Source organism: Streptomyces actinomycinicus, from assembly GCF_016741775.1.
Lineage (GTDB): Bacteria > Actinomycetota > Actinomycetes > Streptomycetales > Streptomycetaceae > Streptomyces > Streptomyces actinomycinicus.
In genome coordinates, this window is record NZ_JAERRK010000004.1 from 20334 (window position 1) to 44367 (window position 24034).

Below are 24034 nucleotides of genomic sequence, written 5' to 3' on the forward strand. Positions count from 1 at the left end.
GCCGCCGCGACACTCCGCCGCCCCGGACCGGAAGCACCGAGACCGAGGTCCTGCGCCCCTTCGGGCTTCGACCGCGCGTCAGAGGAAGACGCGTGCCACCTCCAGCCACTTCTGGGCGTCCTCGCCGGTCGCCGTCATGTTGGTCTCGGACCACGGGCGCCGCCGGGTGACGCACAGGCAGAAGTCGAGAGCGCCGCCCTGCACCCGTTGCGCGGCAGCCTCGGGGCCCCACACCCAGGTCCGTCCGTCAGGTGCTGTCAGCTCGACGCGGAAGGGGTCCGCCGGCTCAGGCAGTCCGACGGCGGCGAAGGACAGCGCCCGTCCCAGCACCCCCAGTGACGCCACGTGCCGCAGTCGATCCGTCGGGCGGTGTGCCACGCCCACAGCATCGAAGACGTCCTGCCCGTGTGCCCAGGTTTCCATCAGACGAAGGGGCACCATCAGGGCCGGGGTCACCTTCGACATGTACCAGGGGAAAGCGTGGTCCCATGGTGTGTCGCCCAGTGCCGCCGCCAGTTCCGCTCGACCGGCCCGCCACTCGTCCAGAAGTACCGACCGCGGTTTGGCCGCTCCCGCGGCGGCGGCCTTGTCTGCGTACCCGCTGCCTTCGGCTTCCGCCCGGCTGAGCTCGGCGCCGAACGCGTCCGGAGTGCGTAAGGCGCTGAGTGCGTTCGCGTCCGCCCACGCGAGGTGGGCTATCTGGTGGGCGACCGTCCAGCCCGGTGCCGGTGTCGATACGGACCAGTCGTCCACTGCCCTGACCAGGGCGTCGAGTTCGTCACCCTCAGCCACCAGCGCGGACAGGACTCCGGCGTCGTCTGCATCGGGGACGGCGAGGTTGTAGTTCAACATGTGCGCCATGGTGCCACTCCCCCTGTCCAACGGCGGAGACTCAGCGTGCGGGCCGACTCCGATGTCGCCGGAGTCGGTCAAGGCCGCGATGATCCGCCTGATGCTCGTCGCGGGCGGCGTCGGCCGGTCGCGGGCCGGGGGCGTCAGCTGCACTGACAGGTGAACATCGCACGGTCGAAACGACGTTCGGCCAGGACTTCCGGCCGGATGAGCCAGTAGAGCGTGCCGCAGTCACCCCACATCATGCCCGCGTGCTCGTCCGAAGCGAACTGGGCGAGCAGCACCCAGCACAGTGCTTCCTCCCGGACACACGGGTCGTTCCACGGCGGGCAGCCCAGGGCGCCGTGGGCGACCTCGGTCTCGACCTCGTCCTGGTCCGGGTCCGGGTCCGGGTCCGCATGACCGCCGGCCTGGTGGACACTCGCTCCGATGTTCCACAGGGCTTCCTGGAAGTCCTCGCTACACAGTGGATGGTCGTCAGAGGCCGACGTGAACTCCCCGTAGACCAAGGGGTGCCAGAGGTACGGCACCGTCGTCCGCGCATGCGCCGTCAGGGCCACCTCCGGGTAGGGCCGGACACCCTCCCGGTGCTTCCCGCTCGGTGACGGCGACGTAGAGATCTCCGACATCGACATCGACATCGCCCAGACCATCGCCCACCTCGCGGACCGCCTCGGCGAATGGAGCGGCCTTCCCTGCACCAACTCGTGGACAGCCTCATCCATCGCGCTGGACAGGCCGGACAGCACACCGACGACATCGCCCTGCTCCTGCTCCTGCCCAACCACACCGCCGAGGTCTGAGCCCAGGCTCCGGTGACAAGCGCTCAGGTGCGATGGCCCAGGGCGAAGAGAAAGGGCGCAGGCAGGTGGGCGGGGAGAGAGGAGCGAGGGGGACGAACACCAAGGCAAGTCGTTCCCGGCCGACGCATGGCGTGCGGGACCGGGGCGTCGCCGCGCACCCGCAGCCGGCCGAGTCGTTCACGGCCGGACCAGGTGCGATCCCGTGGTGCTCGGCGGGGCAGGCAGGGGGACCCTGCCAATGGGCTGACCCTCACTCGCTGTTACTCTCTGCGGGTTCCAATGACTCAGGGGGAAGTCGTGTTCACCTCGGTTGCCACGGAGTGGCCGTGGCTGTTGGCCATCGCAGCACTCGTGGTCCATTGCTCGGCCATGGCGAAATGGGTGCCGATCCAGCGCTTCTGGACGGTGTACCCCTTCATCTGGGTGGTGTGCGGCACCGGGGCCGTGGCGTACGGCCAGTGGCGCGGCTTCGCTCTGGAGAACATGCTCGCCGTGTGCTCGTTCGCGCTCATCGGATTGACGATCGGCATGTACCCGACTCGCAAGCTGTTCACGGAGTGGGCGCACGAGATCAATCAGGGAGAGACACGCGAGCGGTACGACTACCCGCGCACGCACCTCGCGTTCTGCGGGGTATCCGTGCTCGTCATGACGGCTGCCGCAATCCTGCTGGCCCGCTGACTGACCCACGGCGGTGAACCGGCCGGGGCACCGGCCCTGCCTCCGCGGTCGGAACCGGCGCCGGACCAGCGCGCCGCCACGTCGGCGGACCTCTGTCCCTCGCCGCCCGGACCCTGCCTGGGCTGCCTGGCCGGTGGTGACGGCCAGGCAGCCGTGGTCGCTACCGGCCTTCCAGCGCCGTCACAAGCTGAGGCAGGGCGCCGCGGGCCACGATGAGCGCCAAGTGGTCGTGGAAGTCCCGGCTGTGGACGATCAAGCCGTCGCGGACACGCAGCACCTGGATGTTGGCGGACTCGGAGGTCCGGCCGGTGTCCCGTTGGTGCACCTGGTAGTCCCACTCGGCGACGACCACTTCGGGATCATCGGTCTCCCGGATCACCACGTCCTTCGCGGCCAGTTCAAAGGGCGAATGCGCGGCGACTTCCGCGAACCGCTCCTTGAGCGCGCCGCGCCCCTCGATGCGGCGCGGCCCGACCGGCTCGAAGACGGTCTCCACCACGGCGTCTTCGGCATAGAGCCCGGCCAGCTCCGAGAACCGCCCCGTGGTGATGCCCTCCAACAGCTTGAGGAAGACCTCGCGCGGCGACACCTTTTCGGACATGATCAACCCCCATCGGAGTGGGCCACTAGAATCGGACTAGCGACTCCGGTTGAACGATACGGACTGGGCACTCCGGTTGTCGAGGATGCGTCCGGCTCGGAATGGAGGGGATGAGGGTGAGCGGCGCTTCGGAGCGACCGTTGCGGGCGGACGCGGCCCGTAACCGGGCCAAGCTGCTGGACGTCGCCACGCAGGTGTTCACCACCCGTGGCATCGGCGTACCGACGGAGGAGATCGCCCATGCCGCCGGTCTCGGGGTCGGCACTCTCTTCCGGCACTTCCCGACCAAGGAGGCGCTGCTGGAGGCGGTGGTGGTGCGCAGGCTGGAGACGATCACCGCCAGGACCGCGCAACTGGCTGCCGAGGCCGAGCCCGCCGAGGCCTTCTTCGCCTGCTTCCGCCTGGTGGTGGACCAGTCCGCCGGCAAGGAGGAGTTCACCCGGGCGCTCGCCGCGGCCGGGGTGGACATGCACGCGTCCTTGCAGGAGTCGACCACGGTCATCCGAGCACAGCTGGCCGAACTCCTGTCAGCGGCGCAGCAGGCCGGGGCGGTCCGCTGCGAGGTGGGCCTCCCGGAACTGATCGCGCTGATCGTCGGCACCGGCACCGCGACGGAGCAGCTCACAGCAGACCCCGCGGCCCGCGAACGGATCTTCGAGGTGGTCTTCGACGGGCTCCGGCCACGCTGACCTGTGCCGCGATCGTTGCCGCGAGACGTCTGCGGGCCGGGCACACCGTGGCCGGCCCGGACCTCGGGCGCACTGCGCTCGAGGCTCCGAGTGTGCCAGGATCACCGCCATGTCTGAGGGAGAGATGACGGGCACTGAACACACCAAGGAGCCCGGTCGCCTGTCGGTCGCAACCACCGCGACCGACGGTATCCGCGTGCTGACGGTGGCCGGGGAAATCGATCATCACACCAGTGAGACACTTCGCCAGGCCCTGGACGCCTGCGACACTCCCCGCCCCCGTATCGTGGTCGACCTGCACCAGGTCACCTTCATGGACTCCAGCGGCATCAACATCCTCATCGCCGCCCACCGTGCTCTCGCCGAGGCCGGTGGCTGGCTGCGCCTGGCCGCCCCCGGCCAATCCGTGATGCGCACGCTCAGCATCGTCGGCGTCGACGCTGTCATCGACTGCCGCGAAACCCTCCGCCAAGCCCTCACCAACTGACCGCCCCCCAACCGTGCCTCGCACGGACGAGGAGGGTTGGGGTCATGCGGGGGCCGCGCGGCCGGGGCGGTGGCAGCCAGGGTTGGAAGTACCGCTCCGGGTTCTCCGCTCACGTGTCTTCGGCCGGTGCGAGCCCGCGCCGGTGGACCGCTGCGGGCTCCGAACGCCCGGATCGCTGACTGCCGCCAACCATGGAACCGCTAGCGGCTGTCCCCCAATGGATCAGGCGTCGTCATCGGTGCAACGCGACGACGAATTCGTGGGACGTGAACCCAAGTCCCGCGCAGGCCATGCCGAGACCGACCAGTGCCATCAGAGCCATCATGAACTGCATGTAGCCGGACAAGCGGGCGATGGCGCGGCTGGCGTTGGATGCGACGATCTTCAGATGGCTGATGTGATCACGGCGTCGGAGCCTTCCTGGATAGCCCTGTTCATCGGGCTGACGCACGTCAATTCGGCAATTGCATTGGCGCGTTGGGGTGTGAAGGCGCGGACTCGGAGCGCAGGGGCCGGCCGTGGAGTCTGTCGTTGGAGGACCGGGTCCTGCTGGTCGCCGTGTACTGGCGCACCAACCTCACGCTGCGGCAGCTGACACCGCTGTTCGGGGTGTCGAAGTCGGCCGCCGACCGCATCATCGGCCACCACGGTCTGCGGAGCCGTCTGCAGGGGCTTGGGTTTTGGGGATGCCAGGGCGGCTTGCCTTGGGGAAGAATGGTCGGCATGACGATTTGAAGAGCGCCTGGCGAGCGGCAGCGTTGGCTCAAGGTCGGGACTTGGGAGACGGTCCCCGATGGTGACCGGCGGATCTGCGCGGCCTGCGGGACGCCCGTCCGCTCATACCAGTACCGTTTCTATCCGCCTGAGTCCTCCATGTTCGAGCGGTGCGTCGGGTTCGCCTGGTGCTCCGGCTGCCGTGTCTACTCCGGCTCGATGGTGCACGTTCCCCGGAAGCGAGTCCTCGTTGATGCCCTGGCGTCGCTGCCCCGTGATCAGCGGGAACGTCTCGAGCGAAGCGAATCTGGGCTGATCGAGTACTTGGACAGGCAGGTCCGGGGAGGTGGCCCACCGTCCAGCCGTTGACGGTCTGTTGCATGCCTCGGGCGACGGAGGCCTCGTCGTTGTCACGCAGCCTGTGTGAGTTCGGCACGGCCGAACAGAAGAGCGTAGCCGGAGGGGAGTTGACGCAGGATACGGGTGAGCAGTTCCGGGTCGGTCAGGGCGGCGACGGTGGCGAGGACGGATCCGGCGTCCCAGCGAGCAGCGGCCGGGGTGGCACCGGTGCGGGCGGCGAGGTCCTCGACGAATGCCCAGCCGGTGCGGGGCTGGGTGTCGGGGAGTTGCTGGGTGAGGATGCGTGCGGCTTCGAGGGGCAGGCGGGCGGCCAGTTCCACGCGTTCGTCGCCGGTCAGCTGGCGTCCAAGTCCCGCCAGGACCAGGTCGACGGCCTCCTGGGCCCGGGCCCGGGTGGGGTATGCGCCTTCGTGGCGGACCTTCTCCAGCAGCTGCTCGTAGGTCATCGCCGGCAGATGCCGAAGGGGTGCACGCTGATCGGACATCACTGCGGTGGTCGCCTTTCTGTCGCCGAGGGAGTGATGCCGGTGCCCGGCGGGGGGTGCGGGCACCGGGTGTGCGGGGTCAGATGGGCTGGGGGTGGCCGAAGAGCAGGTCGTAGCCTGCGGGGAGCTGGAGCAGTATCTGTGCGAGGAGTTCGTCGCCGGCGGCGTCGGCGACCGTACTGAGCACGGCGCTGACGTCCCAGGCCGCTGTCTGCTCGGTGGCGCCCTCGATCCATGCCGCCGTCGCCCGCACGAACCGCTCCGAGGACAGGGGTTCGGCACTTTGCAGCGGGTTGAGCAGGATCAGGGCGAAGTCCTCCGGCAGGCGCGCGGCCAGCCCGGCGCGCACTTCGCCGACCAGGTGTGCGCCCAGCAGGGCGAGCACCACACGGGCGGCGCGCTGTGCTTCCGGCCGGCTCCCGTACTCGCCGCGCTCCTTCACCTCGTCGAGGAATGCTTCAGATCGCAGGGTCACGTCGGCCGCCCCCTTCTTCAGATGCTCAGCATGGTGGGGCGGAGGGCGGACGAGGGGGAGATCAGGTGCCCGTCCTCCGCCGTGTCGGCCCGGGACGCCGGGGTCAGCCGGAGATCTCCTTGCGGGTGGACTCTCCGCTGACGGTGATCTTGCGGGGCTTGGCGCGCTCGGCGATCGGGATGCGCAAGGTGAGCACCCCGGCGTCGTAGTCGGCCTTGATGTGCTCGGTGTCGAGGGTGTCGGCCAGCACGATCTGGCGGGAGAAGACACCCAGCGGCCGCTCCGACAGTTCCATCTGCACGTCATCGGCCTTCGTCACCGGACGGCGCTCGGCCCTGACGGTCAGCATGTTCCGCTCGACGTCGATGTCGATCGCCTCGGGGCTGACACCGGGGAGGTCGAAGGCCACCACGTACTCGTCGCCCTCGCGGTAGGCGTCCATCGCCATCGCGGACGGCCGCGACCAGGTACCCGTGCCGGAGCCCATCAGTTGCTGAGCCAGCCGGTCGAGCTCACGGAAGGGGTCAGTGCGCATCAACATCGGGAAACACCTCCAGAGGGGTCGGGCAGTTGCTGCCAATGCGCCTCACGGAAACTGTTGTAACATGTCATCCGATGGATGACAAACGCGATGTCGCCGAATGGACGACATGCGGGAAGGAGGTGCCCATGACGGCAGTGCGGCGAGCAGACCCTTCGGGTGCGGTCCCCGGGAGTCCGGCGTCCTTTCTCGCCGCCGTGACCGCCCTCGAGGCCATAGACGGCGCCCTGCAGGACGCCCGACGGCAAGCCCCTGATGTTTCAGGAGCGCCCGGCGTCGGGGCGGAGCAGGCCCTGGCCTCGTTGTTGCTGCTGCGGCAGGTCCGCGAGCAGCTTGCCGGATGGGAGACCGGCCTGATCGAGACCGCCCGCGACGCGGGAGCCAGCTGGGCCGACCTCGCCCGCCCGCTCGGCGTCGCCAGCCGCCAAGCGGCCGAACGCCGCTACCTGCGCAATCGGCCCGGTCCCGCCGGGAGCACCGGCGAACAACGCGTCCAGGCCACCCGCGAACGCCGGGCCGCCGACCGCACCGCCGCCGCCTGGGCCCGGCACAATGCCGCCGACCTGCGTCGCATCGCCGGCCAGATCACCACCCTCACGGATCTTCCCCCCGCCGCCCGCCACCCCGTCAGCCAACTCGACGCCGCCCTCGCCCAGGACGATCCCGCCGCCCTCGTCCACCCCCTGTACGCGACCCGCCCGCACCTGACGGATCTGCACCCCGACCTCGCCGCCCGGATCGACTCCCTCACCGAGTCCGCCGCCCCGGCCGACGGCCCCTCCCGCTGACCCGGCCGCGCCTCGGTGAAGCCGGCGGGTCGGAGACCGACCGCCTGCTGCCGGGGCGCTGCCAGGGCATCTTCGGGACACGGCGCGGGCGCGAGCCGGAGAGCGCGGCGTGCGGGGACCGGGCCGGTGACGGGCGACCCACAGGTCCGCCCTCGCCGGTCACCTCCCGACGAGACCGTCCTGCCCGCCGGCCTCACCGCACGGCGCACGGGCAGATGGCCCCAGGGACCATCGGATACGCCACTGCACGGACACCACCGACTACACCGGAATGTGATCGCGATGGAGATCGGAAAGGAAAGGCACTCGGCCCGGGTCGACGGTCACCCGCTGCACGGGCAGGGAGATCTTGCGCTCAGAATCGACCAGCTGCAGCGGGAGATCGCCCAGCTCCAGGAAGCCGTGGTCTCGCACGCGGTGATCGACCAGGCCATCGGGGTGGTCATCTCGCTCGGCGGCCTCCGTCCCGACCAGGGCTTCGAGGTTCTGCGGACGGTGTCCCAGCGCACCAACACCAAGCTGCGGGACATCGCGGAACAGATCGTCGGCTGGGTGCACAGCGAGCGCCTGGCGGAGGACGTCCGTCAGGCCCTGGAGACCGCCCTGGCCGACGCGGCGTCCGCCTGACCGCCGGCCTGCTCGTCGCAAGTGTCGCAGGCGGCGGTGTCGCGGCAGACGGCCGGGATCGGCCGCCTTGCGGCCGTCGCGGTCGTCGGGACCGGCGCACCGGTGGCTGTCGTGGCCGGCTCCGGCGTCCCCGGTGGTCGGCCTGGCCGCCTGGTGGTCCACTCATGACCGCTGGGCGCACGGGCGGCCGGTCGGCGCGCCGACCGGCAGCAGTTTGCGTTCGGCTGCCGTGTACGGGCGGTCGGCCACCCGGCAGAGGTGGTGCCACCAGATGTCCGGGTCGACGTCCAGGCTCTGCAACTGCCCTCGGGCGGTGAGCCGGAGGCGGTTGCCGGAGACGACCGCGGAGAAGTTGTACGGGCCCACAGTGGCTGGTCCCTGCCCGAGTGCGTCGCCGGTCGGGACGTCGTGGAGCCGTATGCCCTCGTCGAGCGTCAGCGAGGCGAAGACCCTGTCGCCGATGAAGGCGAGGACACGTGCCGCGGAAGGGTAGGTGACGACGCCGCCGGTCCGGCGGCCGGTCGCGGCGTCGTAGAAGCGCAGCTTCCTGTCGTAGTGGCCGAGGGCCACCACCTTGCCGTCCGGGCTGAAGGCCGCGGTGGGGATGCCGTCCTCCAAGGCCCCCGCCACGCCCGTGGGCGAGGTCCAGCCGGCGACACGTCTGTTCTTGACGAGATCCCAGGTCGTCAGCCGTGAGAGCAGGCGCCCGGAGCCACTGACGATCAGGGCCTCGTCCGGGTGGCCGGGACGGGGGACGAGCTGATCGGGGACGTCCGACTCGGGCAGTCCCACACGCTGCGCGGAGGCGACGACCGCGCCCGTCGCGGGGTCCACACGGAGTACGTCACCGGACGTCAGCAGTACGGCGAGTTCGCCGTTGCCCAGCTGGGCCACCGACGTGATGCGGGACTTCCGGGCTGCTCCGCGCAGGTGCCCGGCGAGATCGACTTCGGTACGGCTGCCGAGGTCATCGGCCGCGATCAACAACAGCGTGAGACTGTTGCCGTCCGCCACGGCCACCCTCTCGCCCTCCTTCGAACTCACCCAGTGCGGTGTCCACGTGCGGTTCGCGGCGATGCCCGGCAGGGCCACGCTGCGCGTCGGGCCCCCCGCGCGGCTGAGGTAGAGCCGTCCGTCGTCCAGCGTCGCGAAACGGTCCTTGTGCGGATCGAGCGCCACGGTGTGCTCGGCGGCGGTGTCCTCGGACGGCAACGGCTCGATGTCCCTGCTGAGGCGGAGCCGTACCAGTCCGTCACCGACCGCCGCCACCGCCGGCGGGCGTCCGGACGACTTGCCGGGCCAGATCACCGCTCGTGCGTCCTGATCCGACGTTCCGTCGCCGGGAACGACCGCCGTCCACGTGTCACCGCGGACGACACCCACGGCGGAGAGGACGCCGTACTCCGGCCCGTCACCCGCTGCTTCGGCCGGGCGGAAGTTCGTACGGTAGTAACCCGTGGCGTCGAGACCGTCGAAGTACCGGGGAGTCACCCGGGCCGCGGCGCTGCCGTCCACGTTCAGGAACCGGGCGTCCGGGCCGGGCCCGCTCCTGTGCAGGGAAAGCACCTTGCCGCGCGCCATGAAGTCGTCCTCTGCTCCGACGTCCGTGGCAAGCCGCCGTTGCTCCCTCCCGTCCCGCAGCGAGAAGACACCCGCCGACGTCAGGAAGTCGCCGGACGAGACGCGGATCCACTGGAGCGTCACGTCGTCACGGCCGTCCGCGAAGGCGGCCCCGTTCAGATCACGGCCCGCGATCGCCCGGCTCCTGATCACCCGTTCCGTACCCGGCACCTGGTGTCCGGAAGCCACGTCCCACACGTCCAGCCCGGCGTGCTGCTCGAAGCCGCGCGCGCGCCGTTTCGTGAAAGGAACGTGCAGGCACAGCAGGCGGGCGGAGTCGTCGGAGAAGTCCAGTGAGGGGTTCAGCTCGCGGCCGGAAGCCGGCCGCGCCCCGGTGAGCAGCCGCGGCTCGGGATCCTTGCCGATCTCCCAGAGCCGCACCGAACCGTCCGCCGACGCCATGGCGTACCAGCGCCCGTCGTCGCTGATCGTGTCCCACGAATCCTGTGTGGGCACCCCGCCGAGACGACGGACCCGGGGGTGGTCCGAGGTCGCTCCCGTGACGACGGAGACCGTCCTGCTGCCCTGAGCCGGCTCCGTCGTCACCGCGACCACGTCGGTCCCCGAGGCTGCGGTCACATGGTCCACGCTTCCCGGCCACAACCCGGCGTGCACGCGTTCCACGTCCCGCATCCTCAGGTACTGCCGGAACAGCTGTGAGTGTGCCGTGTCCGTGGCCGACGTCGCCCAGGCACCCATCGCCATCTGCACGGAGAGCCCGAAGTCGGTGGCGGACCGACGCCGCGCCAGCTCGGCCAGCTGCTCGGAGGCCGCCGTGCGCAGTTGTGCCTCGATCACGTCGCGCTTGCGGTTCGCGTCCCAGGCCAACCAGGCGGCTATCAGCGTGAGGACCGTGACGAAGGCTGTGAACCCGCGCAGGAGGTACGCGCCCCGCCTCACATGACGCCGGCCGGCGGCCAGGTAGGCGAGCTGCGCGGGGGTGATGTCCCGGCCGCGTTCCGCCTCCCATCTGTCTGCGGCTGCGAGCAGCTTCCGGGGGACGGACGCGAACGGACGGCGGCCCTCCGCCTCCCAGGCGGCCGCCGGTCCGGCGAGTTCGGCCTGCCAGGCGCGGAATTCCGCACCCTCGCGCAGACAGGTACGCAGCCACTCCCACTCCCGCAGCAGAGCTTCATGAGCCATGCCCAGGGACTCCTCGAGCGGATGACCCGGCCGCGGCCGCATCCAGGCGAGCAGTTTCTGCTGTGCCATACGGCGGGCCAGCCGCTGCTGCTCCTCGTCCAGTTCGCCCACCGGCACGCTGTCCGGCAGGAACCGGCCGAGCCCGTCGGGACGGGCAAGACGCTGGAACAGCCGGCGTGCGGCCTGCTCGTCCGCGACCCCCTCCGCGACGGCCGCGTCCAGGGTGCGCTGTGCGTGCTGGGCCAACGCGCCGGACAGACCGCCCAGTTCCTGGTAGGCGGCGAGGGTCAGGAGCCCCCCGGAGCGCCGCCGCCACAACTCGGTCAGCGTGAATTCCAGCAGCGGCAGGGCGTTGCTCTCGCCTCGGCTGAACTGGGCGTCCCGGGCGTCGCGCAGGAGCAGGTCCCTGAGACCGTCCTGGAGGCCGGCTCCGGGGATCGGGGCCAGCCGTGCGGATATCACCTCGCTCAGAGCCTCTTCGGTCAGCGGGTCCAGGGACACCACCGCCCGGGCGCGCTCCCGGGCCGGCAGTACGGCGGACAGCACGTCCAGCGTGGCATGCCGGGCGGTCAGGACTGCCCGGAGTCCCCGGTCCGGCGCGGCACCGGCGGTCAGCTGCCGCCACCAGGTCACCACCTGCCGGGCGGCGGACGGCGCAGCGGCGGCGTACTCCTCGAACTGATCGAGAACGAGCACACCGAGCCGGTCCTGGAACGCGGCCCGTAACTCCTCCCGCAGATGGGCCAGTGCGACCTCGTCCCCGGTCAGTGCCTCCCGTACGGCCGCCAGACGGGAACCGGTGTCGCCCCCGGGAACGGCCGTCTTCCACAGCGCGAGCACCGCCTCGCCGAGTGCCGCGGCCAGACCGTCCGCCTCGTGCGGCGTGCGCACCACGACGACGGCCCGCGCCGCGCGCAGCCGTGGCAGCAGGCCGGCGTGCAGCAAGGATGACTTGCCCGTGCCCGACTGCCCGGTCAGCAGGGTCAGTGGCTGACCGCGTACCGCCCTGCTGAGAGTCTCCGTCTCTTTGCCGCGCCCCAGGAACAGGTGGGCGTCGCGCTCCTCGAAGCGCAACAGGCCCTTGAACGGGCCGGGGTCCTCGGCGTCGTGCGGCGCCCGCGCGGCCAGACGTGAGGCGGGGATCAGGTAGGCGGTGCCGCCGAGGCTGCCGCGGCCTCGGGTGGCGAGCATGCCGACCACGTGGCCGGCCCCGACGTCCCAGACCGGGCTGCCGCTGAACCCGGGCGCGATCGCGACGCTGCCGTGCCCCGCGTCCAGTTGCAGGAGTCCCGCGCCCTGCCCGCCGCGCAGCGTGCCGTGTGCGTTCACACCCGTGTCGGTGCTCTCGGGAAAGCCGTACAGGCGCGCCTCGCGGCCGTAGAGCGGAGCACCTGGGCCGGACAGGGGAAGCGGTGCGGTCCCGGCGACCTCGTGTCCGAGCCGGAGGACCGCGATGTCCTCGGCCGGGTGCCAGGCGACGACGGAGGCCGTGACCCGCTCCCGAGGTGCTCCGGGCGCCAGCGGGAAGTCCACGTGCGGGGGTTCGGCAGGCCGGCCGTTGTCGCGGCTGTCTTCGTCGGCGACCACATGTGCACACGTGCACACCAGGTCACGGGTCAGGAGGAACCCGGCGCCCAGGAGGTGACCCCGGTCGTCGAAGAGCCGGGCCAGTCCCTGCTCGAACTGCGTTCCCTCCGGCGGGGCCGCCGGGTGGCGGGGGTCAGTCGCCGCCAAGGGCGGGCTCCGCGTCCGGGGTCGGCTCGTGGTCCGGTGCCGGGGCGTCGTCCGGTGCCGGGGCGTCGTCCGCGTCGGCCCGGCCGGTGCCACCGGGTCGGCGCTCCCACTCCAGGGCCACCTTGAAGTGTGCCTCGGTGGCGGCGCGGGCCAGGACGACGCCGGCGTCCGCGCTGAGTTTCACGCCGAACTCCAGGCAGACACGGTCGGGAGCTTGAGGCATGGCCCGCAGCGAGGTGAGGACGTCCTGGACCGCGGGACGGACACGGTCGACTGCCTGGCGCAGGGTGTCGGCCGCGGCCACCGAGGCGTTGCCGCGACGTCTGCTCACCGGCTCGTAGGCGTCACCGTCGAGCGGTGCGGGACTGTCGGTCTCGTCGACCTCCACGCGCAGAAGCGAACCGTCACTCGCCAGGAACTCCGTTATGTCCGCCATGAGTTCGCGTTCGTCGCTTCCTCTCGGTGCTGCCCCGCAAAGACACGGCAAGCCTAGTGCGACGCTGTCCGGTCTGTCGCGGGTCAGGCGAACCCGGCCGCTCCCGGCTGACCATTCTGGAGACGGTGCGAGCCGGATCGCGGCCCAGTTCAGGTCCCTGCCCAGCGGGACGTACACCCGTCCCAAGCACTACTTCGACGACATGCTGCGGGGATGGACCGCGGTCCGGCTCTGACCTGCGCCGATATCGGGGAGCCGCCGGTTTCGTCGCGGACCGGGGCGCCAGGTCCGGCGCAGCGGCCCCGCAGGGTTACGGAGGCGCAGGTCCCACTGCTGCCCCTGCGGGGCCGGTGCATCACACACGTACCCTGCGGGGCGTCCAGTATGCCCGGTCTCTTCACAGTCGGTCCGGGCGAGGTCTCGTCACGCGTGCGGGGCCCGGCCGTGTCGGCCGGGCCCCGCTTCTTCGCGCGTGGCACGCTCTGCGCGCTCAGATTTTTCGGCTGCTCACCCGCCGCTACCAGCGGTACCAACGGCTCCGTCGGCCGCCGCTGCCTGTGGACCGCACGACGAAGCCCAGCAGCCACACGATGAGCACGATCACCGCGATCCACCACAGTGCCTTCAGCGCGAAGCCCGCGCCGAAGAGGATCAGGGCGAGAAGAAGAACCAGAAGCAGGGGAACCATCGTTATCAACCTCCTGGCCGTCGAATGCCCTTACATCGGCCATACAAGCACTCAAAATATGAGTTACTTCTACGGCGTGGAGGGCACGCGCGCCCTGCGTGATTCCCCTTCTCCCTCGTCTCATGCACGGCGGCCGTCGCGTAGCCGGTCACTCGATGTGGTGCTCAGGCTCAGGTTTGCCGCCGCGGTGCGGGGTCATGCGCACTGCCAGCCCCTGAAACCAGCACTGAGGAGGGTGAACAGCATGGCCGCCAGCGAGAAGGTCCGCGCCAAGGCCGAGCAGGTCGTCGGCAAGGCCGCTCAGGCCGCCGGACGAGCCACCGGCAATCAGACGCTCATCGCCAAGGGCCACGCGGCCGAGGCCGCGGGCAACGCCCGGGAGGCCAAGGAGTCGCTCAAGGACACCGGCCGGCCCTGAGGGGCGCGGAGCGCCTTCAGGCGTGGGGGGGCGGCCCTGGTACCAGGGCCGCCCCCCCACGCCTGAAGGCCCTGTCTGGCGTCAGGCGCTGCGGCCACCGCGGCGGCCGGAACTGCGGCCGCCCGCGCGGACGGTGCCGCCCGTGGTGCCGCGGGCTGCCGCCCGGTGGTCGGAGCCCCGCCCCGCCGACCTGGCGCCTGCGCCCGGCGCCGCGTCGGCCCCGCCGTCGATGCGGCGCCGGCGAGCGGATCGCTTGCCGGGCTTGGTGCCGCTCTTCCGGTCCGGGCGGGACGCCGCCGGTGCCGTCGGCTGGGGGGCCTCGATGGTGACGGGCACGCCGGAAGGCTCGCGGGCCCCGGTGATGACGGCCAGTTCCGCGTCGCTGGACTTGATGCGGGCCGTACGGGGGCGGACACCGGCGTCCGACATCAGCCGGGTGATGTCCCGCTTCTGCTCGGGCAGGACCAGCGTGACCACGCTGCCGGAGCCGCCGGCGCGGGCCGTGCGGCCGCCCCGGTGGAGGTAGTCCTTGTGGTCGGTGGGGGGATCGACGTTCACGACGAGGTCGAGGTCGTCGACGTGTATGCCCCGGGCCGCGACGTTCGTCGCCACCAGCGCGGTGACATGGCCGCTCTTGAACTGCTCCAGGGTGCGGTTGCGCTGCGGCTGGGAGCGGCCTCCGTGCAGTGCTGCCGCGCGGACGCCAACGGCCAGGAGCTGCTTGGCGAGCCGGTCGGCGGACCTCTTGGTGTCGAGGAAGAGGATGACCCGGCCGTCACGGGCGCCGATACGCATCGTGACGGCCTTCTTGTCGGTCTCGTCCTGGACGTGGAGGACGTGGTGCTCCATGGTGGTGACCGCTCCCGCGGACGGGTCCACGGAGTGCACCACGGGGTCGGTCAGGAACCGCTGCACCAGGCGGTCGATGTTGCGGTCCAGGGTGGCCGAGAAGAGCATCCGCTGTCCGTCGGACCGCACTTGCTGGATCAGCTTGGTGATCTGCGGCAGAAAACCCATGTCGGTCATCTGGTCGGCTTCGTCCAGCACCGTGATGCGTACGCCGCCGAGCACGCAGTCCCCGCGTTCCACGAGGTCGTTCAGCCTGCCGGGAGTTGCCACGACGACCTCGGCGCCGCGGCGGAGCACGGCGGCCTGCTTGGTGATGGACAGCCCGCCGACCACGGTGGCCAGGCGGAGGTTGACCGCCGTCGCGTAGGGAGTCAGCGCGTCCGTGACCTGCTGGGCGAGTTCACGGGTGGGCACCAGCACGAGGGCGAGAGGCGCCTTGGGCTCCGCGCGCAGCCCGGCAGTGCGGGCCAGCAGCGCCAGCCCGAACGCGAGGGTCTTGCCGGAGCCGGTGCGCCCCCGTCCCAGCAGGTCACGGCCGGCCAGCGAGTTCGGCAGCGTGGCGGCCTGGATGGGGAAGGGGGTGGTCACGCCTTGCGCGGTGAGGGTCTTCAGCAGCCCTGCGGGCATGTCCATGCTGGCGAAGTCCTCGACGGCGGGCGCTGCGGGTGTCGTACTTTCCGGCAGCCGGAACTCATGCGGTGACGGCGTGGACGTCCGGGGCGACGGGGGGCGCCGGTTCGACTTCTGGGACCTGCGGGACATGCGGTTGTCAGCCTTCCTGGAAACAGCACAAACCGGGGTCCGCACCGTGAATGGTGCGGACCCCGGTGAGCGGATACGCGTCCGGCGATCAGGCGGGGACGATGTTCTCCGCCTGCGGGCCCTTCTGGCCCTGCGTGACATCGAAGGAGACCCGCTGGCCTTCCTGGAGCTCACGGAAGCCCTGGGTCGCGATGTTCGAGTAGTGAGCGAAGACGTCGGGGCCGCCGCCGTCCTGCTGAATGAAGCCGAAACCCTTTTCGGCGTTGAACCACTTCACGGTTCCCTGTGCCATGACCTTCTCCTTCGGTAGGCAGAGGCCCCATCCGGAGAATGCCGGAAAACAAATAATGCGCCCGAAGGAGAAACATTCCCGTCAGGCGCACATAGCTTCATGGGTACCACAACTGCAACTCGAGAATCGTAGCACAGCTCGGCGGCCCCCGGCGGATCAGCAAGGCGCCCCGGACGCGGGTGGGGGCCGGGACGTGAACCGCGTACCGGCCGGCTTCATCACCGGGCCGAGTACCTCGTAGGCGCTGCGCGGCACCGTGCAGGGCTGTTCGTAGAGCGCCCCCATATCCTCATCCTGGGCACGGATGCACCAGCTCGCACCTCCAGCCCTGGTCGACGCGATCACGTGGGCCGGTTTCCCGGAGAGCTTCGGGACCGGCGTGGCGACACTGATCACTTCACACCCCCTCCACCAGCGACGATTACACGGCGTGCCGCGCCCCTCTCACGGTGCGGAGGAGGAGAAGCGGCCCCCGGTGCCGGCCTTCCGGCGGATCCCGGGACGCCGGCGGCGTGGGCGCGGCAGGCCCGTCCCGGAGCTGTCGGACCCCCGGAGGCTCCCGAGGACAGATCCGGCCGGTCGCAGGAAGATGGAAGCGGCGGAGATGTGCTGAGTGCGCCGTCGTCGCCGTCTGTCGGGCAGCCCTTGCGCACTCCCCCGAAGACGACGGTGCAGCCGACAACAGGACGAGCCGCTGCGTCACACCGCCGGTCGGATCACCCTCTTCCGCCGGGCCCACTTCACTGGACCGCCTTCCGGAGGCAACCATGGGCGCAGTTCTCGGTGACGTCCTGGGATTCGCGGCGGCCGTCGCGGTCAGTCCGCTCCCGATCATCGCCGTCATCCTCATACTCGCCACGCCCCGAGGTCGGCTCAACGGCGTCCTGTTCACCGTCGGCTGGATCCTGGGACTCGCGGTACTGGGCGCGGTGATGCTGGCGATCGCCTCCCCGGCGGATGCTTCCGCTCACAAACACCCGGCCGCGTGGGTGGGAGCGCTCAAGCTCGCGCTGGGCGTGTTCCTCGTCGTCTTCGGTGCCCGGCAGTGGCACCGGCGCCCGAGGGATCCCTCGCAAGCCCAGCTGCCGAAGTGGATGGGCGCGATCGACCGCCTCACACCGGTCAAGGTCTTCGCACTCGGGGCGGCCCTGGCGGCGCTCAACGCAAAGAACGCCCCGCTGACCATCGCCGCGGGCGCCGCGATCGGCTCGGCAGGGCTGCCGGTCGGACAGCAGATCGCATCGCTGGCGATCTTCGTCGTCATCGCCACGCTCGGCCTGCTGGCTCCGCTGACGGTCTTCCTCCTCGGCGGAGAGCGAGCCAGGACCACGCTCGGCAATTGGAAGGAGTGGGCAGCTCAGCACAACGTCGCGGTGATGGCCGTCCTGTTCCTCGTCCTCGGGGCGAAGCTGCTCGGAGACGGCATCTCCATCCTCACCTCCTGACGGACGGACCGAGTTCGCCACTCCTCACGGACGGACCGAGTTCGCCACTCCTGACGGACTGGCCGAGTTCGCCACTCCTGACGGACTGGCCGAGTTCGCCACTCCTGACGGTCTTCCCGAGTTCGCCGTGCTGCCCTTGGCTTTCGCGCTCCGCGGCGAACTCGTCGAGGAGCTGAAACAGGACGTCGATCGCGCGCGTCTCGTCCTCGGGCGGCAGATCCCCCATGTTCTCCCAGCCGTCAGGGAGGGCGATGTGCAGGACCTGACCCGGCCAGGCGTGGTTGCAGCCATGGCCGCGGCGGGCGACGAGCCACTCGTGCCAACCGGCCAGTCCGGCGCCCCCGTGCCGCATCGCATGCTGGTCGTAGCCGATCAGGAAGGAAGTCAGCATGTGGAAGCTCGTCCTGCCGACGAACATGCCGGGCCGTTGTCCGACGCAGGCGAAGTACTCGCGTTCGCTCATCTCCGACAACTGCTTCATCGAAGCACCCGCCCACTTCGTCCGTCTGCCCGAACTTCACGTCCCAGCGATCGTACGGTGTCCCGCTCGAGCGACGTCGCTCAGCTCACCTGCCGCGCGGCTATCCTGCTCGCAATGCCTCTTCACCAGTACGCCTACTTCGCGTTGTTCAGCCAGCACACCACGGCAGACGAAATGACGCTGCACCTGGGCATCGCTCCTGACGAAGTCTCCGTTCGCGGCAGCCGGTTCACCGAGCCGAGACCGATTCCGGTCAGCCATTGCTGGAAGATCGTCTGCCGGGACCCGGGTCTACGCGTCGACGAGCAGATCGCGAGCATCCTCGGCAGGCTCCAGCCCCACACGGACCGTATCGCCGCCGTCGCCCGCGGCCTGACCGGGAACGGCGGTGGAGCGGTGCTCCAAGTCGTCCGCTACTTCGACGACACCGATCAGGACAAGCCGAAGGCCGCAGATGCCCCCAGCCTCTTCGGATGGCATGTGGACCGCAGCGTCCTGGACTTCCTCAGCGCCACCGGAGCGGAACTCGACGTCGACGAGTACGACATGACCAGGGACGACGAGTACGCCGCATGAGCACATGGCCCTTGCCGTGAACTGGTGGCGCTCAAGGCCTTGTTCTCGTGCTGTGCGGAGTGAAGCGCCTTCCGTGCCTGGCGCATGCGTCGCATCCGTCAGGATCCGGCCGGCGCGTCGATGATGTTGCCGTCCTTGTCGAGCGTGTGGGTACGCCAGTACACGTCCCACTTGTCGTCGACCTGCTGCGGCACCTTTCCCTTGGGGTACCGCACGAATCCCGGTGACGGCTTGTCACCGTCGGACACACATGCGGAACCGGTGCCGTTCACCGTGAGGACGGGGTACTCGCCACTACTGCAGACGTCCTCCTTGTACTCCAGGCCGGAACACCCGGTGAGCACCACCAGCGCGGCTGCGCCGGCAAGTACAGCGCCTACGGCCCCCAACTTGCCAGGTCGGAATGCGGCGGGGCGGCTGGACCAGCGGGGCATGGACACGATCGTCTCCTGTTCGTTCGGACTGTTCCCACTCTCGTCGCAGCGGGCGGCCGAGGCCTGAGTGCGCGTACTCAGACGGCCCCCGCAGTGATGCTCAACAGCCGCAGCACGGTCGATGCCGCACTACCGTCAACGGGCGGTGGCAGCCCCGCCCGCACGGCGGTCGATGCCCCTGCCGGGAGATGAACGAAGAGGCACCGGAAGACGATCCCTCTCGCGGCTGCCCTAAGCTGACACCCTCGGTCGACCGCGGGCAAGGAGACAGACGAATGGCGGGCGCACGCGACCTGCCGCCGGACGAGGTCCTGGTCCAGCGGCTGCGTGACGGTGACGAAGAGACGTTCGTCCTGGTGCTGGACACCTGGTCCGGCGGCATGCTCCGGCTGGCCATGTCGTTCGTGTCGACCAAGGCCTCCGCCGAGGAGGTCGTGCAGGACACATGGCTGGCGGTCTTCAAGGGGATCAGCGACTTCGAGGGCCGTTCGTCCCTGAAGACATGGGTGTACCGGATCCTTGTCAACACGGCCAAGGCTCGCGGTACGAAGGAGAGCAGGACCGTCCCCTTCGCCAGCCTGGTGCCGGAGGAGGAAGGGCCGACGGTGGACGCCGAACGGTTCCGTCCCCCCGGCGAGCAGCACGCCGGACACTGGGCCGTCGATCAGGAACCGCGTGACTGGCACATTCCCGAGGACCATGTGCTGCGCGGCGAAGTCCGCGAGGTGATAGCGCAGGCGCTCGACGAACTCCCGCCGCGGCTCCGCACGGTGATCACCCTTCGCGATGTCGCAGGGTACGGCTCGGAGGAAGTGTGCTCCCTGCTCGAGATCTCGCCCGGTAACCAGCGCGTCCTCCTCCATCGGGCCAGGGCCTCCCTGCGCCGTAAACTGGAGGACTACCTGTCCGGTGCCCAAGACGTCGCGGTAGGAGGGGACGAGCGTGGACTGCGTTGACTTCGTAGAGCTGGTGACCGATTTCCTTGAGGGCGCCCTGCCGGATGCCGACGAGCTGCGCTTCATCGAACACCTGGCGGAGTGCTCCGGGTGCGAGCGTTACCTCGATCAGTTCCGTCAGACGATCGCCGCAACGGGCGAGCTGACCCCGGACCGCATCTCACCGGACGCCAGGCAGCAACTGCTCACCGCGTTCCGGGACTGGCGGCAGCAGTGATGCCCTGGACCCGGTAAGGCCTGGGCCCCGGCTTCCCGTGCCTTGATGACCTGTACGGCTGGGACGGCCGGTGCACACGGGCTCCCCAATGCAGACGCAGGTGCAGGGGAGCGGGTGGCGACAGCCCACCCACTCCCCTGTCTGTTCGCGCGGCCTGGTCCGTCAGGCGCGCTGCTTCAGCTCGGCCGCGCCGAACGACACGCTGAAGCGTTCACACCAGATCGTCACCGTGGAGAACTTGTTCACGTCGGTGCCCGCCGGGATCGCGTAGTTCTGGTTGCCCTCGTTGCCCTTGAGGCTGCCGAGGTCGATGTGCTTGCCGTCATCGAGGTTGCCGCCGCCGTCCTGCTCGACCGGCTGGTCGCTGAGCCACACGTGCAGGGCCGGGCCGTCAGAGGTACGCAGGTTCGTCAGGCGTAGGTTTGACTGCCCGGCCGTGAGCGGCTGGATCTCCACGGAGCCACTGGTCTCGTGCTCGTGGGAGATGAAACTGCCGGACGCCAGCGGCTTGGCCGCAACAGCCCCCTGCCGGCCGGTGGCCACGGGCGCCGCTTCATCCACGCGGTGCGTGGTGAACAGCCGCCAGGGCTGGAAGAGATAGAGCCCGACGGCCGCCACAACGACGACGACGGCGGTGGCGATCCACAGGACAGGCCGCTTGTTTCGGCTCATGAGAGTTTCCGTTTCTTTTGGATGCTCACGCCGGGCCGGTGCCCGAGCGTGGCGCCGGGGGACGAGATTTCCCGGCAGCATGGGGCCGTTCGGCCCTCCTGCTCAGCGGGTCACGGCCGCTCTTGTTCGGTGGTGGAGCGCGCGGCCCTTTCGCGGCGCAGCTCGTCGGCCTCGTCGCGGACGGCGTCGAGCCGCGTCTCGAGCATGCTGACGCGCTCGCGGTAGCGTTCCAGTTCGGCTCGGACGAATTCGGCGTCCGCCACCTGGCGGGCCGTCTCCTCGCGGATGGCGGCTGTCTCCTGCGCGAATTTCTCCTCCGCGGCGTCGAGCGCGGCAACGGCCATGTCACCCGCTTCCTCGGCGAGTGCGGCGCGCTCCTCAGCGGCCAGGATGCGCTGCGCGGAGGCACGGGTGACCGTCTCGATGCGGGCCTCGGCCGCCGCTGAGTCCGTGATGATCGCCAACTCCTCGATGTAGCCGGGCAGATCGGCGGCGAGCCGCTCGATGAGCGTGACCAGGGCGTCGCGTGACTGAGCGGCATGGTCGCCGTCGGCGATCGGCGTCGCAGCGATTGCGGTCATTTCGCTGGGCACTGCTTCCTCTGCGGGCGCCTGGGCGCAGGGCTCGGGGGCCGGATCCTGTCCGGGCTGCGGTGGCACCACCTCGGCGACAGGTGTCCGGGCCCCCTTGGCCTCCTCCTTGGCGTCCTGCTTGGCGTCCTGCTTGGCCGCGTTCTTGGCCTCCTCCTTGGCCGTCTTCTTCGCCTCGGCTGCCACCCGCCTGTCGTCCTTGCGCTGCTGCCGCTTGGCACGGAACTTGCGGAAAGCGCCGAGCGCGTTGTGCTCAGGGTGCCCGCAATAGCGGGGCGCCGTCCCCTGCACGTCGGGGGCGTGCGCCTCGGGCGGATTCGTACAGCCCGGGTAGGCGCAGGTGGGGTGGGTCTCGACGGACTGGACAGTCATGTTCGGCCTTTCATCGCTGAGGAGTTCTCGGTGGTCGGACATTGCCTTGTTCCGGCCCTAGCCGTATTCGCGTTCGGCGGTGCTTGGGCTCGGTGGTATTCCGGCTCGGTGGTGTCCCGGCTCGGTGGTGTCCCGGCTCGGTGATGCTTGGATCTGGTGGTGCCGGCGCTCAGCGGTTCGGGATTCCCGAAGTCGAACCGGCGCCCGGCGCACGATTGCGACCGATGGTCAACGTGGTCTTCCTGTTGGTGAGGTCGTCGACGGCTCGGTCATGTCCTGCCACACCCTGGTGGCGATCACATCGTCATGGCTCATACTCGTCAGTGCGGCTCGCGCGCCGAACGTTACAAGTGGCTTCCGACCAATCGCAGTTGCGGGCGCAGGGGTCGGCACGTCATCGACGTGACAGCCCGCGGCTCGAGTTGCGGCTCTCCGCGGGCGCGTCCGTCCTGAGCAGGCATACTGGCGGCACGCGAGGGTCGAACAGGCAAGGCCCGCGCAGCTGACGGGGGGCGCTTGGTGAGCCGGGACATCCGGACCATGAGGGTGGCTGTCAGGGCTGCCGGCATCGGCTCCGGCAGTGCGCCTGACACGAAGGAGCCGTGTCACTCCTCCCGTTCCACGGATCTGGTCGCTCTGGCTCGGGATGCCGCGCGCGCTCGGCCGGCGGGTGAGGAACGCCCCACTGACGTCGTCGCTCTGGCAACGGCGCTGGCTCGCGTCTCGAGACCTCGATCGGCAGCACGCGTCGTCCGCCTGCTCCCCGCGGGCGACGAGCGAGGGCGGGCATGGCTCGCTGTCATACGCAGGACCGCCGCCGACGGTGACTTCGACACTGCCCTGTCGCTGAAGGATGCAGTCGGCAACCGGCCGTGGGCGGCGAAAGCCGTAGGCCTGCTCGCGCGGGTCCGCGCTGAGAACGGGCAGTACGAGGGTGCCCGGTCGCTCGCGGAGTCGATCCCCTATCCCCACGACCGCCTCCAGACCTGGGCCGTGCTGGCCGAGGTTGCCGCTGAAGCCGGCGATCCCGAGTGGGCACCCGAATTCCTTGACCGAGCGGAACAGACCGAGCGGGTCCACGACGCCTGGACGCTGCCCGCGCTGCCCGTTCTGATCCGCGCAGCACAGCTCGCCGGCGATCACGACAGGGCTCTGGCGTCGGTCGCTCGGCTCGAAGGCATCGCCCGCAGTGAGAGCGCCGCCCGGGAAGCACTGCGTGGCGGACGCACCGGCGATCGGCAGGAAAAGGGCACGCTGAGCGACACTCCCGCACTGGTGCCCTTGCTTCAGGCCTCGATCGGCCTCGGAGAGTACGAGCGGGTGGACGCCCTCTTGAAGAGGGTGCGCGAGCGGGCGGACCGTGCCAAGGCAACCGCGGCGACTGTGAGGGCGCTCGCGCAGTGCGGCGAGGTGGGCCGCGCCGAACGGCTGGCACGCTCCGTGAAGCATCCCGGTCATCGGGCAGCCGCGTTGGCGTCGGTGGCCGATGCCGCTGCCGCTGCCGGGGACCGGGAGACGATCGCCGCCTTGGGTGAGTCGCTCGCCGGGGCGGACGAGATGGTGCACGCGGGGCCGGTCATCGCGGTGGCCGAGGCCTGGGCCGCCGTGGGGGCTGCCGACCGTGCCGAAGCGTGGACCCGGTCCATCGCCGTGCCCGCGCTGCGCGTCGAAGCTCAGGCGGCCGTGGCCGAGGCACTGGCCGGCGCCGGTGACCTGGAGCGGGCAGAAGCCTTCGCTCTTCGTCTCGGCGATCCGGACCTGCGCGCCGAGGCACTGCACCGCGTCGTCACGTGCCTGGCCGAGGGAGGTCTGACGGCCCGGGCGGAGGATCTGGCCGGTCGGATCCAAGGGGCGAGCCGGCGAGCGCGGGCACTGGCGGTGGTCGCGTCCCATGCAGGCGAGACCGACGCTCGCAGGCTTGCCGCGCCGGCGCTCGCCGTGGGTGACTGGCCCGCGGTGATCGAGGTCCTGGCCCGCGTGGATCCGTCAGCGGTGGCCGCCGTCGCCGAAGAGTCGCTGCGCCGGGCCGCAGAGCACCCACTGGAATGACGGCGGCGGCGCTGGTTGACGGCTGCGATGCTGGTTGGCGGCGGCGACGCTGATGGGCGGCGGCGTCACCACGACTTGAGCAAGCCCCGCACGCCGCTTCGACGACGGGTACGCACGACGCCCGGCCGGTCGATCCCCCACGACGCTTCGGCGGTCGGTCCCGCACGACGCTTCGGCGGTCGGTCCCGCACGGCGCT

The 24034-nt window shown here is 70.3% G+C and carries 27 protein-coding genes and 1 pseudogene; 13 read left to right on the forward strand and 15 right to left on the reverse strand.

Going from position 1 to position 24034, the window contains the following annotated elements:
• Positions 1–78: 78 nt before the first annotated feature.
• Positions 79–861, reverse strand: coding sequence for a TIGR03084 family metal-binding protein (locus JK359_RS09735; RefSeq protein WP_236677594.1), 783 nt, complete (start codon positions 859–861; stop codon positions 79–81).
• 134 nt (positions 862–995) lie between these two features.
• Entirely contained in the window at positions 996–1493 is a 498-nt protein-coding gene (locus tag JK359_RS09740; RefSeq protein WP_236677595.1) for a DUF1963 domain-containing protein, read from the reverse strand.
• Between the two features lie 39 nt (positions 1494–1532).
• Here JK359_RS09740 and JK359_RS39815 point away from each other — a divergent pair, with 39 nt between their 5' ends.
• Both JK359_RS39815 and JK359_RS38880 read left to right on the forward strand, forming a co-directional pair.
• Positions 1533–1655 (forward strand): hypothetical protein, encoded by a 123-nt coding sequence (locus JK359_RS39815; RefSeq protein WP_269138984.1) that lies wholly within the window; start codon positions 1533–1535, stop codon positions 1653–1655.
• A gap of 297 nt (positions 1656–1952) precedes the next feature.
• Positions 1953–2336 carry a hypothetical protein gene (locus tag JK359_RS38880; RefSeq protein WP_236677596.1) on the forward strand — a complete coding sequence of 128 codons (384 nt, stop codon included), beginning with the start codon at positions 1953–1955 and terminating at the stop codon, positions 2334–2336.
• Between the two features lie 160 nt (positions 2337–2496).
• Here the strand turns inward: JK359_RS38880 and JK359_RS09750 are convergent, their stop codons facing one another.
• Entirely contained in the window at positions 2497–2937 is a 441-nt protein-coding gene (locus tag JK359_RS09750) for a nuclear transport factor 2 family protein (protein ID WP_201834036.1), read from the reverse strand.
• Between the two features lie 116 nt (positions 2938–3053).
• Between JK359_RS09750 and JK359_RS09755 the strand changes: the two genes are divergently transcribed.
• The 3 genes and pseudogenes from JK359_RS09755 to JK359_RS09765 all read left to right on the forward strand — a co-directional run.
• Positions 3054–3626 carry a TetR/AcrR family transcriptional regulator gene (locus JK359_RS09755; RefSeq protein WP_201834038.1) on the forward strand — a complete coding sequence of 191 codons (573 nt, stop codon included), beginning with the start codon at positions 3054–3056 and terminating at the stop codon, positions 3624–3626.
• 109 nt (positions 3627–3735) lie between these two features.
• Positions 3736–4113, forward strand: a complete 378-nt coding sequence (locus JK359_RS09760) for an STAS domain-containing protein (RefSeq protein WP_236677598.1) — start codon at positions 3736–3738, stop codon at positions 4111–4113.
• A 388-nt stretch (positions 4114–4501) separates the two neighbouring features.
• A pseudogene (locus JK359_RS09765) lies at positions 4502–4782 on the forward strand (helix-turn-helix domain-containing protein); the annotation flags it as partial.
• A 455-nt stretch (positions 4783–5237) separates the two neighbouring features.
• Here the strand turns inward: JK359_RS09765 and JK359_RS09770 are convergent.
• The 3 genes from JK359_RS09770 to JK359_RS09780 all read right to left on the reverse strand — a co-directional run bounded on the left by JK359_RS09770 (position 5238) and on the right by JK359_RS09780 (position 6688).
• Positions 5238–5672, reverse strand: coding sequence for a DUF2267 domain-containing protein (locus tag JK359_RS09770; RefSeq protein WP_201834040.1), 435 nt, complete (start codon positions 5670–5672; stop codon positions 5238–5240).
• 79 nt (positions 5673–5751) lie between these two features.
• The gene (locus JK359_RS09775) at positions 5752–6147 is read right to left on the reverse strand and encodes a DUF2267 domain-containing protein (protein WP_201834042.1); all 396 of its coding nucleotides are present in this window, start codon (positions 6145–6147) and stop codon (positions 5752–5754) included.
• Positions 6148–6250: 103 nt separating this feature from the next.
• On the reverse strand, positions 6251–6688 hold the full coding sequence (locus JK359_RS09780) for an Hsp20/alpha crystallin family protein (protein ID WP_201834044.1): 438 nt from the start codon (positions 6686–6688) through the stop codon (positions 6251–6253).
• A gap of 128 nt (positions 6689–6816) precedes the next feature.
• On the opposite strand from JK359_RS09780, the gene JK359_RS09785 reads away from it, so the two are divergent.
• On the forward strand, positions 6817–7476 hold the full coding sequence (locus tag JK359_RS09785; protein ID WP_201834045.1) for a type III effector protein: 660 nt from the start codon (positions 6817–6819) through the stop codon (positions 7474–7476).
• Between the two features lie 282 nt (positions 7477–7758).
• Complete coding sequence (locus JK359_RS09790) at positions 7759–8103, forward strand: ANTAR domain-containing protein (RefSeq protein ID WP_201834047.1); 345 nt, start codon at positions 7759–7761, stop codon at positions 8101–8103.
• A 162-nt stretch (positions 8104–8265) separates the two neighbouring features.
• On the opposite strand, the gene JK359_RS09795 is transcribed toward JK359_RS09790, so the two are convergent.
• The 3 genes from JK359_RS09795 to JK359_RS09805 form a co-directional block, all read right to left on the reverse strand.
• Positions 8266–12600, reverse strand: a complete 4335-nt coding sequence (locus JK359_RS09795; protein ID WP_201834049.1) for an nSTAND1 domain-containing NTPase — start codon at positions 12598–12600, stop codon at positions 8266–8268.
• Complete coding sequence (locus JK359_RS09800) at positions 12587–13036, reverse strand: CU044_2847 family protein (protein ID WP_201834051.1); 450 nt, start codon at positions 13034–13036, stop codon at positions 12587–12589. Before JK359_RS09800 ends, JK359_RS09795 begins: the two co-directional genes overlap by 14 nt.
• A gap of 517 nt (positions 13037–13553) precedes the next feature.
• Entirely contained in the window at positions 13554–13724 is a 171-nt protein-coding gene (locus tag JK359_RS09805) for a hydrophobic protein (RefSeq protein ID WP_201834053.1), read from the reverse strand.
• Positions 13725–13968: 244 nt separating this feature from the next.
• Between JK359_RS09805 and JK359_RS09810 the strand changes: the two genes are divergently transcribed.
• Complete coding sequence (locus JK359_RS09810) at positions 13969–14142, forward strand: CsbD family protein (RefSeq protein ID WP_201834055.1); 174 nt, start codon at positions 13969–13971, stop codon at positions 14140–14142.
• An 81-nt stretch (positions 14143–14223) separates the two neighbouring features.
• On the opposite strand, the gene JK359_RS09815 is transcribed toward JK359_RS09810, so the two are convergent.
• Both JK359_RS09815 and JK359_RS09820 read right to left on the reverse strand, forming a co-directional pair.
• Positions 14224–15753 carry a DEAD/DEAH box helicase gene (locus JK359_RS09815; RefSeq protein WP_201834057.1) on the reverse strand — a complete coding sequence of 510 codons (1530 nt, stop codon included), beginning with the start codon at positions 15751–15753 and terminating at the stop codon, positions 14224–14226.
• A gap of 88 nt (positions 15754–15841) precedes the next feature.
• Complete coding sequence (locus JK359_RS09820; protein ID WP_023544341.1) at positions 15842–16045, reverse strand: cold-shock protein; 204 nt, start codon at positions 16043–16045, stop codon at positions 15842–15844.
• A 767-nt stretch (positions 16046–16812) separates the two neighbouring features.
• Here JK359_RS09820 and JK359_RS09825 point away from each other — a divergent pair.
• The gene (locus tag JK359_RS09825) at positions 16813–17490 is read left to right on the forward strand and encodes a GAP family protein (protein WP_201834059.1); all 678 of its coding nucleotides are present in this window, start codon (positions 16813–16815) and stop codon (positions 17488–17490) included.
• Here JK359_RS09825 and JK359_RS09830 read toward each other — a convergent pair.
• Positions 17480–17971, reverse strand: coding sequence for a hypothetical protein (locus tag JK359_RS09830; protein ID WP_236677599.1), 492 nt, complete (start codon positions 17969–17971; stop codon positions 17480–17482). The two genes, JK359_RS09825 and JK359_RS09830, sit on opposite strands and share 11 nt — an antisense overlap.
• A 114-nt stretch (positions 17972–18085) precedes the next feature.
• Between JK359_RS09830 and JK359_RS09835 the strand changes: the two genes are divergently transcribed.
• Positions 18086–18547: a DUF4279 domain-containing protein gene (locus JK359_RS09835; RefSeq protein WP_201834061.1), complete on the forward strand. Its 462-nt coding sequence runs from the start codon at positions 18086–18088 to the stop codon at positions 18545–18547.
• A gap of 98 nt (positions 18548–18645) precedes the next feature.
• Here the strand turns inward: JK359_RS09835 and JK359_RS09840 are convergent, their stop codons facing one another.
• Complete coding sequence (locus tag JK359_RS09840) at positions 18646–18981, reverse strand: SCO0607 family lipoprotein (protein ID WP_236677633.1); 336 nt, start codon at positions 18979–18981, stop codon at positions 18646–18648.
• 275 nt (positions 18982–19256) lie between these two features.
• On the opposite strand from JK359_RS09840, the gene JK359_RS09845 reads away from it, so the two are divergent.
• Together JK359_RS09845 and JK359_RS09850 are read left to right on the forward strand one after the other, a co-directional pair.
• Entirely contained in the window at positions 19257–19937 is a 681-nt protein-coding gene (locus JK359_RS09845) for an RNA polymerase sigma factor (RefSeq protein ID WP_201834063.1), read from the forward strand.
• Positions 19924–20154, forward strand: a complete 231-nt coding sequence (locus JK359_RS09850; protein ID WP_201834065.1) for an anti-sigma factor family protein — start codon at positions 19924–19926, stop codon at positions 20152–20154. The genes JK359_RS09845 and JK359_RS09850 overlap by 14 nt, the downstream gene beginning before the upstream one ends.
• 162 nt (positions 20155–20316) lie before the next feature.
• Here the strand turns inward: JK359_RS09850 and JK359_RS09855 are convergent, their stop codons facing one another.
• Both JK359_RS09855 and JK359_RS09860 read right to left on the reverse strand, forming a co-directional pair.
• On the reverse strand, positions 20317–20826 hold the full coding sequence (locus JK359_RS09855) for a DM13 domain-containing protein (protein ID WP_201834067.1): 510 nt from the start codon (positions 20824–20826) through the stop codon (positions 20317–20319).
• A gap of 110 nt (positions 20827–20936) precedes the next feature.
• Positions 20937–21788, reverse strand: coding sequence for a hypothetical protein (locus JK359_RS09860; RefSeq protein ID WP_201834069.1), 852 nt, complete (start codon positions 21786–21788; stop codon positions 20937–20939).
• A gap of 519 nt (positions 21789–22307) precedes the next feature.
• Here JK359_RS09860 and JK359_RS09865 point away from each other — a divergent pair.
• Positions 22308–23837, forward strand: a complete 1530-nt coding sequence (locus tag JK359_RS09865) for an ATP-binding protein (protein ID WP_201834071.1) — start codon at positions 22308–22310, stop codon at positions 23835–23837.
• The last annotated feature ends 197 nt before the right edge of the window (positions 23838–24034 follow it).